Source organism: Chitinophaga sancti, assembly GCF_034087045.1.
Taxonomy (GTDB): Bacteria; Bacteroidota; Bacteroidia; order Chitinophagales; family Chitinophagaceae; genus Chitinophaga; species Chitinophaga sancti_B.
Map to the genome: position 1 here is coordinate 5,391,161 of NZ_CP139247.1, position 11,958 is coordinate 5,403,118.

At 44.7% G+C, this 11,958-nt stretch carries 6 protein-coding genes; all 6 read right to left on the reverse strand.

The features are described from left to right. Window positions 1-260: 260 nt before the first annotated feature. The 6 genes from SIO70_RS21895 to SIO70_RS21920 all read right to left on the reverse strand — a co-directional run bounded on the left by SIO70_RS21895 (window position 261) and on the right by SIO70_RS21920 (window position 11,945). Window positions 261-4,163: a CheR family methyltransferase gene (locus SIO70_RS21895; RefSeq protein ID WP_320574313.1), complete on the reverse strand. Its 3,903-nt coding sequence runs from the start codon at window positions 4,161-4,163 to the stop codon at window positions 261-263. A gap of 55 nt (window positions 4,164-4,218) precedes the next feature. After that, window positions 4,219-4,815, reverse strand: a complete 597-nt coding sequence (locus SIO70_RS21900) for a chemotaxis protein CheB (protein ID WP_320574315.1) — start codon at window positions 4,813-4,815, stop codon at window positions 4,219-4,221. Between the two features lie 175 nt (window positions 4,816-4,990). Next, window positions 4,991-5,593: an LURP-one-related/scramblase family protein gene (locus tag SIO70_RS21905; RefSeq protein WP_320574317.1), complete on the reverse strand. Its 603-nt coding sequence runs from the start codon at window positions 5,591-5,593 to the stop codon at window positions 4,991-4,993. A 297-nt stretch (window positions 5,594-5,890) separates the two neighbouring features. Continuing rightward, window positions 5,891-7,411: a RagB/SusD family nutrient uptake outer membrane protein gene (locus tag SIO70_RS21910; protein ID WP_320574319.1), complete on the reverse strand. Its 1,521-nt coding sequence runs from the start codon at window positions 7,409-7,411 to the stop codon at window positions 5,891-5,893. Between the two features lie 26 nt (window positions 7,412-7,437). Beyond that, window positions 7,438-10,953 (reverse strand): TonB-dependent receptor, encoded by a 3,516-nt coding sequence (locus SIO70_RS21915; RefSeq protein ID WP_320574321.1) that lies wholly within the window; start codon window positions 10,951-10,953, stop codon window positions 7,438-7,440. A 20-nt stretch (window positions 10,954-10,973) separates the two neighbouring features. Further along, window positions 10,974-11,945 carry a FecR family protein gene (locus SIO70_RS21920; RefSeq protein WP_320574323.1) on the reverse strand — a complete coding sequence of 324 codons (972 nt, stop codon included), beginning with the start codon at window positions 11,943-11,945 and terminating at the stop codon, window positions 10,974-10,976. Window positions 11,946-11,958 lie beyond the last annotated feature (13 nt).

Genomic DNA, 11,958 nt, shown 5'->3' on the forward strand with positions numbered 1-11,958 from the left:
AGGTCTGGCTCATAGTCATTTTCGATCACTATTGCCCAACCAGTGTCAAATTTTGTAATCAGAACGAAATTTACGCAAAATTATATTAAATTTTACAATAATAATATATAATGATTACCAAGGGTTTGTTAATAATATTTGAACTCCTCCTTTATTTTACGTACTGCGACGGGGATTTATTGTATCTGTGGGGATAAAATCGACGAATGTGGATATGTTATCTTTTTATTATATACGCTTTTACCTTCGGGCAAAAGCGCTTATTGTTGTAATTCTGGTATAATGATGTGGAAGGCGGCGCCCTGATGTTCTACCCCAAATGCCTGAATATCACCGTTATGGATATCCATTATCTTGCGGCATAAGGCTAGTCCGATACCCGTACCTTCGAATTTTTCCTTCTGGTTCAGGCGTTGGAAGATCACAAATAATTTATCGGCATAAGACTGGTTAAATCCGATGCCATTATCTGCCACCACGATACGGTACCAGGATGTATTTTTACTCAGGTGTGGGTAATCGTTCATGTCTGTGGCTGTCAGCTTTTTGGCACTGATGGTGATACGGCAGGAATCGTTTGGATTCGAGAATTTCAGGGCATTGCCGATCAGGTTGTAGAACAACTGGTTCATTTGCAATGGCACGGCATCCAGTACGGGCAGTTCGCTGATTTCCATTTGTGCCTGTTTTTCCCTGATCAGGAGCTCAAAATCTTCCGTCACATTGGCAACTATCTGGTTCAGGTCCACAGGCAGGAAGGCATTTTCGCCCAGTTCCAGGCGGGAATATGCAATCAGGTCACGGATCAGGTCCGACATGCGGATGGCAGATTGTTTGACCTTACCCAGGTACAACCTGGTATCAATTTTATTGTTGTCAGGCTTTACACTTTCGAGCATGTCTGCAAAGAGGCGGATCTTTCTCAGCGGTTCCTGCAGGTCATGACTGGTGATGAATACAAATTGTTCCAATTCGTGGTTGCGTTTGGAGAGGTTTGCATTGGCCTCTTCGAGGGCGATGGTACGCTCGCGCACTTTTCTTTCCAGCGCATCTTCCACCATTTTCTGATCATCGATGTCTACACAGGCTCCAATAAAACCTACGAATTCATCCTGCCCTATAAAGCGGGGAATACCGGAGCAGGATAACCAATGATAGCTGCCATCCTGTCTTTTCAGGCGGAACTCAGCATAGAAATTCCGTCTGTCGCGGGAGGAACGGCTAAAGTTGATCTTCCATTTATCGATATCATCCTGATGCATAATGTCGTACCAGCCTTTGTCCTTATCCTGGTCCATGGAGCGACCTGTGTATTTTTGCCACGCCTTGTTGAAGAAGGAGAAGGAGCCGTCTTTTTCCGCGATCCAGATCATGGCAGGAGCGGTATCGGCAATCATCCTGAAGTAGGCTTCGCTTTGTTGCAGGTGTAATTGAGCCTGTTTGCGTTCCGTAATATCCTGGGTGATGCCGATCATGTGTTTCACACCGGTTTGTTCGTCGGTTACAGATTGTCCCCGGGCCATTACCCAGCGTATAACAGGGTCATGGCCTTTGATCCTGTATTCTTCTGAAAACGGTGTTTGGTTTGCCAGTGCAATATCCAAAGCCTCCCTGACCCGGGTGCGGTCTTCGGCATGGATAGCCTGCAGGAGTTTGTCGATGGTCACTACAGCGTTTGCAGGCAGGCCATAATTTGCCTTGCACAGTTCATTGCACTCCAGTATGCCTGTTTCGACATTGAGCTCCCATGAGCCTAATTTGCCCGTTTCCAGGGCAAAGTTCAGGCGGTTGTTCACGTCCTGTAAATGACGCTGGTATTGTTTTGATTCCGTAACATCTGTCACCACGCCTAAAATGCGGTTGGCGATGCGTTCTTCAAAGAATACCTGCGCCTTGCAGGAGATCCATTTGATCCTGTCTTCGCTGGCTGTAATACGGAAATCGATATTGATCTGTCCATTGTCAATGCCTGCCAGTGCGGCCTGAACAGCGCCCTTTACTCCTTCTACATCCAATGGATGGATTGCTTTGATGAAGGTATCATATTCTACAGGGGCATCACTGCTGATATTGAACAATTCGCGGCTTCTGTCGGATAATAATATTTCCCTGGTAGCGGGATTGAACTCCCAGGTACCGGTTTTGGTACCATCCAGCGCCAGGCGCAAACGCTCTTCGTTGTTACGCACCTGTTCCTGCTTACGGGCGATCCGTTCACGGGCTTCCCTGACTTCGGAGATATCTTCGATTGCCAGCAGGATCAGGTCTTCCTTAAGATCCTGGGAGGTAATGAGCTGACCATTCAGCAACATGGTACGCTCCCCTATTGTATTGAATTTATGCGTGAGTTCGTAATTGATAAACGGTGTTCTGGAAGAATGCAGGTTTTCCAGCAGGGAACGCAGGTCGGAATTGTTCCATTGTTTATTACCCAGTTCGTAGAAGATCTTGCCTTCGGTTTCCTTTCTGTCAATTTTGAAGACGCGATAGAAAGAAGCGTTGGCACTTACTACGCGGATATTTGCATCCAGGATGACGAGTGATTCATGTACGGTATTTACGATGGCTTCTGCATACAATCGCGCGTTATTCAACTGGTTATTTCGTTCCAGCAGGTCGTTGTTGCGGGTACTCAGTTCATCGTTGATCACCTGTAGTTCTTCCTGCGAAACTTCCAGTTCCTCATTCAGACTTTTCAGCTCTTCATTGGCAGATTGCAGTTCTTCGTTGGTCGCCTCGTATGCTTCGGCTACAGCGCGCAGTTCGTCTTTGAAGCGTTGCACTTCCTTTTCCATTTGCAATACGCGCAGTGTCTTATCATCAGTGCTTTCGGTGACAGGTTCTGTTCTCTTCGTATCGGCGGCGTATGGGTCAGGAGATTGGTGATTAAAGATGACCAGGTAGTAAGTCTCGTGCAGGTTGACGATAGGCACAATCTCAAAGCCAACGGTGAGTTGGCCGGAAACCACCGAGATGGTGATCCCTTCTTTCTTTACATTTCTTTTGCCTGTTTGAGCCTGGTTCAGGGCACTGCGCAGGCTATGTACCAGATCTCTGTGAGCTAGTTTCAGGATATTCAGACTGGCTTTACCCGGTCCGTGCTCAAAAAACTGCAGGGTTACACCCCGGAATTCGATAATGTCAAATTGTTCATTGAGTAATACAGCTGACGGAGCAAACATGGAAAGTATAATACTATCAGCGGCCTTCTGTGCATCAACATTTTCATCTCTTTCCTGGTCGAAGCTGGGTGTCATGTGCTTGATTTTTTTATTAGTGGGGAACGCACTTCTCAGCGTCCACTTATCTACGTTCTTTTTTAAATAGATCTTCGTCTTTTTCGAAGGCATTTCAAACAGGTCGGGCGAGCGGTTGGTTTCGGATTTGCCCAGCCAGAGGTAGCCTTTATCTTTCAGTGCGTAGTTGAAAATGCTAAGCATTTTCTTTTGTAGTATGGGTTGCATGTATATCAATACATTGCGGCAACTGATCAGATTCAGTTTAGCAAATGGCGGATCAGTGAGCATATTGTGGGATGCAAATACGCAGACGTCGCGGATATAACTGACTACTTCGTATCCCTGTTCTACTTCTCTGAAAAACTTTTCCAGCCTTGCATCAGAAACGCCTCCCATCTGCGTTTTAGCATACACGGCTTTCCTGGCTGTGGCTATCACAGCATCAGAGAGATCAGTGGCAAAGATTTTTACCTTTTCGGTGAAGTTGTCGTGCCCCATGATTTCATAGAGACAGATGGCAATAGAATAGGCTTCTTCTCCGGTGGCGCAACCGGCCACCCAGATACGTACCTGGTCGTCCCCATCAACCGCCTGCCGGGTAACCATTGGCAAGATGGTTCTGAAGAGATATTCAAAACTGCCGGGGTCCCGAAAAAACGACGATACATGAATTAAAAGTTCAGCAAATACTACATTCTGTTCGTTCTCATTATCTTTTATTAAAGTTAGGTACTCTTCAAAACCTGGAATGTTCATTAACGACATCCTGCGTTGTAACCGTCTTGTAATGGTGGAAAGCTTGTACTGCAAGAAATCTACACCTGAAAATTCTGACAGGATAGATAGGATACTTTTTAATGCAGCATTAGGCCCCGCACCGATTCGTTTCCGGTTACTCTCAGCATCTTGATGCATGTCAGGCATACAAACTTTTTTGACTTGTGTCTATATAAATCGATAAAGATATATAAAAATAGCATCAAATCATTCGCTTATCAGTTATCAGGTATCGCTGCAGGAACTTGGCAATTTCCGGTGGCGGCAGTACCGCATGCGGATCATCTCTATTGATGGCTGTCAGGGGCAGGATATTGAAGTCGGTGGTATCCGGATCCTGCACAAGTACGAGGCCATGCCTGTCCTCTATCGCTTTAATACCATCAATACCATCCGTGCCCATACCGGACAGGATGATTCCCACCGCGTTCTCAGCATAACATTTGGCCATTGATTTGAAGAAGATATCAATTGACTTGTTGATGACTTCGCGGGAATAGCGTTTCCGCACCCGCAATATATGATCTTCAACAATCATCATCTTACCTTCTACCAATACATACACATTATCGGGTTGCAGATTCACGGTATCGGTCACACGATGAACCGGCATTTCTGTAAACCGTTGCAGAATGTGGCTGAAACGGCTTGGATAATCGGCTGATAAATGCGGTATCACCACAAAAGCTGCGCCTGTTTTTTCTCTGAAGTGCTGAAAAAATTCACAAACGGGTTCCAGGCCACCTGCGGAACAGCCAATGCCAATGCACAAAGAAGGGAATTTAACAACATTACTCATGGTCACATCTAATTAACGGTTTCACAATAAAGATGCCTCTGATTCGAGGACGGGTTCAGCCATTAAATTCAAAGAAAATGCCAGAGTGTGCAGGGGTGGTACTATTTTAACACAATTTGTAGAAATAGAGGGGCAACGGGGGATTCAAGAAGGCCGGTGTTACCCGGCCTCCACATTATTTTGATTCCTTTAACACCATGTCGATGGTGATGGCACCAGCTACGATGGCGATCTTTTTCAGATCTTCAGGGCATTCTTTACCTATGATCACACGGTATTTATCAGCTGTGGTGAATACTTCTTTCATCACACCTGCCCACTTTTTAGTAATTTGTCCCAATTCATTCCCACTTGCATCCACAATTGTGAAATTCCATGCCTTCCAGTCGCCTTTGATCTCGGCAATCACAGCACCATATTGATCAGTGATATGGAATAAAGGCTTGAAAAGTTTGAACTTGTGTTTGATGCCACCGATTTGATTACCATTCCCATCGAGGATAGTGATTTTCGACATCCAGAAAGTCCAGCCACGGTGAATGGAGGCGACTACGGTGTTGTCCATTTCCTTAATGTCGAGGGTAAAAGGGAATACGGCTTTGCTCAGGAATAAACGCAGGAGCTTGTGCCAGACAGGTACGGTTTGTTGAATATTTCCGATTTGCTGTCCCTGATCATCGTACACTTTATAGGCATTAGAGAATTTGAAAAGCCCGATTTTTTCGTCAATGAAATAATCGTGGTGATTGAAGAATTTAGGTAAGTTCGCTTGTCCCATTAAGAGAATTTTAAGAGTTAAGGTTTAACAACGGGGGCGAAGGTATATAAATATTATTATATAAAAAATCGTTTATGCCTGTTAAGCATAAACGATCCGATGATCTTAATCAGGATACTTTTCCAATAAATCCAGTAATTCTCTGGCCTTATCAGGATATTTACTGACGAGGCGCGTAGAGCTGTCTGCCACCTGCCAGCAAACAAAAAGCGTTTATACTTAACATATATTATTAAAAAAGGGGCCAGCCATTACAGCTGGCCCCATGCTCAAATATAAGGGGGAAAATGTAAAATATTAGTAGCCCGGATTTTGGTACATACCGGTTGGGTTCAGCTTGACCTCATCAGAAGGAATAGGATAATACCTGTCCTTGGTGGTAAAGTGTTGCGGAATTGCGATTCCATATCTTGCCGGATCTTTTGCCTGGAAGTAGCTTACCAGTTCGTCAGTAGTGAATGTTCTCAGCAGGTCATACCATCTGTGGTTTTCGAATGCCAGTTCAATTCTTCTTTCGTGCAGGATAGCCAGTTTCAGTGTTGGGTACTTAGCCGCATAGTTAGCATCCTTTGAGGCAGTTGCATAATCAGACATACCTGCCCTTGTTCTCACCTGGTCCAGGAAAGAGATCGCAGTCGTCTGGTCGCCCAGCAAATTATTTACCTCAGCCAGGTTCAGGATGATGTCTGCATAGCGCATCAGGATCCAGTCGTTACCCCCATAACCATTCACGCCGGCAGCATCCGAAGCATCGCGGAACTTGGTAATGAAGTAATCCTTTACATTGGAAGCATTCGCATATTTCACAGAGAAATCCATTCTTGGATCACCGGTTTCATAATCATCGATCAGATCACCTAAAACGTTGCCACCTACACCTGTTGCTTCTTTTTGTGAGTTGATGGTTTCACCGGCAGCCTGGTTATTTGCAGCTATAGAAGAGGAATAAGTAGCATCACCTTGTTTATACACAATCTGCATGATCAGCTCAGGGCAACTGGACTTTTTATCCACGCTAAACACATCTGAATAAGGGATTTCGCTCAGCTGACCGAAGTTGCGCATATTGTAACAAGCCTCGAGGTATGTTTTTGCATCCTGTAAGTGAGCTGTGCTTTGACCGTCTTCAATTGTCTGAGACATAGTCAGGTACACCTGACCCAGCAGACCATTGGCAGCTGCCTTGGATGCGCGGCCAATTTTATCGCCGGTCTGGAAGTTGGGCAGTGGACTTTCCAATACATCTTTCAGGTCAGTAATGATTTGCGCATATACAGCTGTATCAGCTGCGCGATAGGTATAAGCAGTTACCTCGTCGGAAGTAGTCAACTGCTTTGTTACCAAAGGTACAGCCCCCCACTGGCGTACCAGGTGGAAGTACATCAATGCCCGCAGGAATTTAGCTTCAGCAGCGTAACCCAGCTTCGTATCATTGCTGGAATAGCTTACACCATCAATGTTGGATAATACCACATTCGCACGGGAAACAGTTTCATATAAGGCTGCCCAGTGAGACAATAAATAAGAGTTACCGACTAATACTGAGAAATCATTAAACTGGAACGGCTCACCAGAGTTGGAATAGTCATTACGACCGGTATTGTCTGATCGCTCTTCCAGGTACAGGCCACTGTTTTCACCGATACAGTTAGAACTTCTCAGGGATTGGTAAATACCGTTTACTGCTAAAAGGACATCATTTTCTGATGCAAAATAATCAGATACACTGAGCGCATTGGGGTTAGACTGGTTCAGAAAATCCTTACTACAGGATGCCAGTACCACAGTGGCTGCTATTGCTAATAAGATACGTTTCATGTTGAATAATTTTGAAAATAAAAGGATTAGAAGCCTACCTTAACACCTAAATTATATGCACGTACCAATGGATACTTACCATAATCTACACCTGGTGTCAGGTTATTTCCATCATTATAATCTACTTCAGGATTGTAACCTTTGTATTTAGAAATAGTGAACAGGTTGTCTACACTTGCATAGACTCTTGCGCTGCTCAGGCCAAGGCGGTTTTTCAGCACTCTTGACTTAATGTCATAACCCAGTGTGGCATTTGTACAACGGAAGAAAGAACCATCCTGCAGGTAGAAAGTAGACAGACGGGTACTGTTACTCTGTGTACCACTTCTGGATGCACGGAATACATGACCGTTACCTGGATTAGCTTCGCTCACATAGTGGCCTGCTGCATCCGCATATTGGTTTCCTGAACCTTCCATGTTGTACAGGTAATAATCCTGACCATCCAGTACTTTGTTGCCATAAGAACCATTGAAAGAAGAAGAGAAAGTGAAATTCTTATAACTGGCATTCAGTGCGAAACCATAAGTAAATTTAGCATATGGAGAACCGATCACCCTTTTATCATTATCATTTACAACACCATCCTTATTTACATCTTCAAAGTATAAATCGCCTGCTTTCAATGGAGAGCTGTTAGCAGAAGATTCAGCCACCTTACCCACATCACCTGGTTTGGCCACACCCAATACCTTGAAACCATAGAACATACCCACCGGCTGGCCTTCCTGTGTAATGTGTGTCTTGTAAGAACGCTCAGCACCGGCCTTGATAATAGTGCTACCGCCACCTAAATCCAAAACCTTATTTTTATTGATAGAGATATTACCCGCTACACCCAGGTGAAAATCTTTACCATCAATAACCCTGGCATCTACCTGCAGGTCTATGCCACTATTACGGATCTTTGAATCACGCAGGTTAGTGAGGATGGAAGTAGAACCTGAGATAGCAGAGATAGTTTGTTGGAACAACAGGTTGTAGGAATAAGAAAGGTAATAGTTAGCAATGAAATTCAAACGACCTTTCAGGATGCCAATGTCAAGACCTGTATTAAACTGTGAAGTAGATTCCCAACCCAGTTTCTGGTCTTTCAGGTCTCCCGGATAATAGGCAGAGTTCACAGTACCGGAACCAAATACGGTACCGGTGGCTGTGGCCATAGTAGTCATCGTATTGTAGTTGCCAATATTATTGTTACCACTTAAACCCCAGCTGGCACGCAGTTTCAATGTAGAGAACTGACCCAGCCAGTCATGGTAGAAAGATTCGCTTGAAATATTCCAGCCTGCAGATACAGAAGGGAATACACCCCACTTGTTCTGAGGGCCAAAACGGGAAGAACCATCTGTACGTATAGATCCTGTCAGGAAATATTTTTCATTGTAATTATAACTTGCACGACCAAAATAAGACATCATCGTCCAGGTAGATTTGTAGGCATCCGTCAGTTGGAAATCCGTTCCATCAGCACCTTTTGCGGTGATTTCCTGGATACGGTCATCTTCAAAACCTTTTGCAGTCACTTTTACCAGGTCAGTGGTATTTATCTGGGCAGAATAACCTGCCAGACCAGTAATACTATGATTACCAAAACGCTTGTTATAGTTCAACGTGAACTCAGCCAGCTGGTCTACAACGTTCTGGTTTTGAGCAACACCATTTGCAGCAGCCTTTGCATTGTCAGAATAAGGTGCACTTACCCCACTACTTAAGCTGGTAGGGTAATAATAGTTATACTTCTCGGAATAACTCATCATACCTACGTTGGCCTTCACGGTCAGTGCCGGCAGGATGGTATAAATAGCATAAGCGTTGTAGTTACTACGGTTACCTTTGCGGGTAATGTTAATTTCCTTTGCCAGCGCAATCGGGTTTTCGAAGCTGTTGTAACCATAGGTTGCAGATAGTGCAGCAATTTCATTCTTCAGTGGATTACCATTAGAATCGTATGGCTGTGCACTTGGAGGCATCAACAGCGCTGTCATGATCGGGTTGTGATCCCAGCGGCCTTCACTCAATTCCCTGTTCTGGTTGTTGGTGTAAGAAATGTTTACACCCGCCTTTAATCTTGGATTGATCGTTGCATCCAGGTTCATTCTCAGGTTGATCTTTTTTACACTTGTATTCAGTACCACACCATCCTGATTCTGGTAACCGCCGCTCATATAATACCTGATATTGTCAGTACCACCAGAGAAGGAAACATTGTGACGACCAAAGAAAGCATTCCTGTAGATCAGGTCCTGCCAGTCAGTATTATATTTGGAAGGAATGACCTTTTGATTGGCGAAGTCATAATAGCGGGGATCGATCTGCACAGCGTTTGCATTCCCCACATTTGCCACACGGGTCGCATTGTTATCACTCATCATACCATCATTCCATGTCAGAGAGGTATTGTTTTCTATCAGGTTCCTATAAGTACCATTACGACCGTCTACCAACAGTTGCAGGAACTGGTTGCTGTCTAACAGCTTCACTTTCTTAGACACCTGGTTTACACCAGTAGTATAGCTATATTCGAGTTTACCTTTGCTGCCGGATTTTCCTCTTTTGGTAGTGATCATCACCACACCGCCGGAAGCGCGGGAACCATAGATGGCTGCAGAAGCCGCATCCTTGAGGATGTCGATGGTTTCGATATCTTCAGGGTTAATGAAAACGTCTGCGTCTACAGGATAACCATCTACTACGTACAATGGATCAGAGCTCGCATTGAAGGAGCCGATACCACGCACACGAATCTTTGTGCTCTTGTAAGGTGCACCGCTCACCTGCGATACCTGTACACCAGCTACTTTACCTACGATGGCCTGACCTACGGTAGGCGCTGTGAGGTTCATTTCGCTGGATTTCACGCTGGATACGGCACCGGTCAGGTCGCTCTTTCTTACTGACTGGTAACCGATGGCTACCACTTCCTGCAGCTGGCTGTGCTGGCTTTTCAGCCGTACGTTCAGCATGTTCTCTGAAGTAACCGGTACTTCCTGTGGTGCGTAACCGATGAAGTTAAATACCAGTACATCACCGATATTTACTTTGATGGAGTACTTACCATTTACATCGGTAGTCGTGTTTACCTTAGAAGTTTTTTCGTGAATGCTCACACCTGGAATAGGCATGTTGCTTTCGTCAGTAACCATACCAGAGATGGTCACAGTTGCTGCATCGGCAGTTTGTGCTACTACAACTGGTGCAGCTTTTATTTTTTCAATCTTCAGGAAGATGTGACGTTCATCTACCTGTTTCACCGCACCTTCGTACCCTTTCAGTAAATCCTGCAAAACGGAAGCCAGCGGGGCCCCAGCAGCTTTGTAGCTCACAAGCTGATTGTCTGCAACATGCGTAGCGTTGTAACCAATGGAAAGACCAGTCTGAGATTCAATGAGTAAAAATACTTTTCTGAGTGGTGTGTTTTTAACGTCTAAATTAATGCGGGTATCACGAACCTGTATCGTGATCTGGTTGCGGAGTTCTGTCGCAAAGGCCATTACATGACAAGTCAATAATATGAGCAGCAGGTAAGACCGGCGCGTCATATTTGTTGGCATTTTACATCTTATTCGCATGATGCTGTATTGATTTTAATTTCATTATGATTAATCTGATAGGTAATGCCGGATAACTGAGACAGCAATCTCATGGCATTCTCTACCGTTTCATTCTTCAACTGTAGTGTGTATTTACAATTGTGTCTGGCTTGTCCTGTCAGTGTGATATGGATATTGTATTGTCGTTCTAAAACAGCGGCTATTTCCTGAATACTGGCTTGTTCGAAGTAGAAAACATTGTTCTGCCATGCGGCAATTTCATTTGACTTTCCTGTACCTATACTTAAGGAGTCGTGTTCTTCATTGTAGGTTAGTACCTGGTCCTGGGTCAAACCTGCAGAGAGTACAGTAGTTTGGGCGGCTGCCTTTTTCTCGATCCTTACCTTACCGGTCAATACCGCAATCTCAACATTTTTTTCACCGGGATAGGCTTTCACGTTAAAGGAAGTACCCAATACTACTGTTTGCAGGTTTCCACTACGAACAATAAATGGTTTTGCAGTCTGGTGCGCTACATCAAACACGGCTTCACCTGTCAGTTCGAGTACACGATCATGTACGCCAAAGTCAGACGGGATGCGGAGTTGTGTATTCGCATTGATGGTCACGATGCTACCATCAGGCAAGGTGATTTTTTTACGCTCAGCTTTTCCTGCCTGCAACAATGCATATGTAATGGGAGCAGGAGGCTGGTGTAATTGTTTATATATAAATAGGACAGACGTACATACTAATATAAATACGGCGGCAACTTTCAGGATGCGGGGCAATACGTGCACCTTCACTTTAGGATGGAACATGCGCTCCAAAGCCTCCAGGGCAGCGTCATTAGCAGCATCGGTAAATGCCGGATCGTCTTGTAATTCTTCGAAAGAATCAAACCACTCCCTGATACGGGCAGCTTCCTCCGGTGTAGCTTCACCGGCTCTGTACTTTTTTAAAAGCGATAATATCTCTGCTTTGTCTGATGATGTGTGCATTCATCAGTATAGT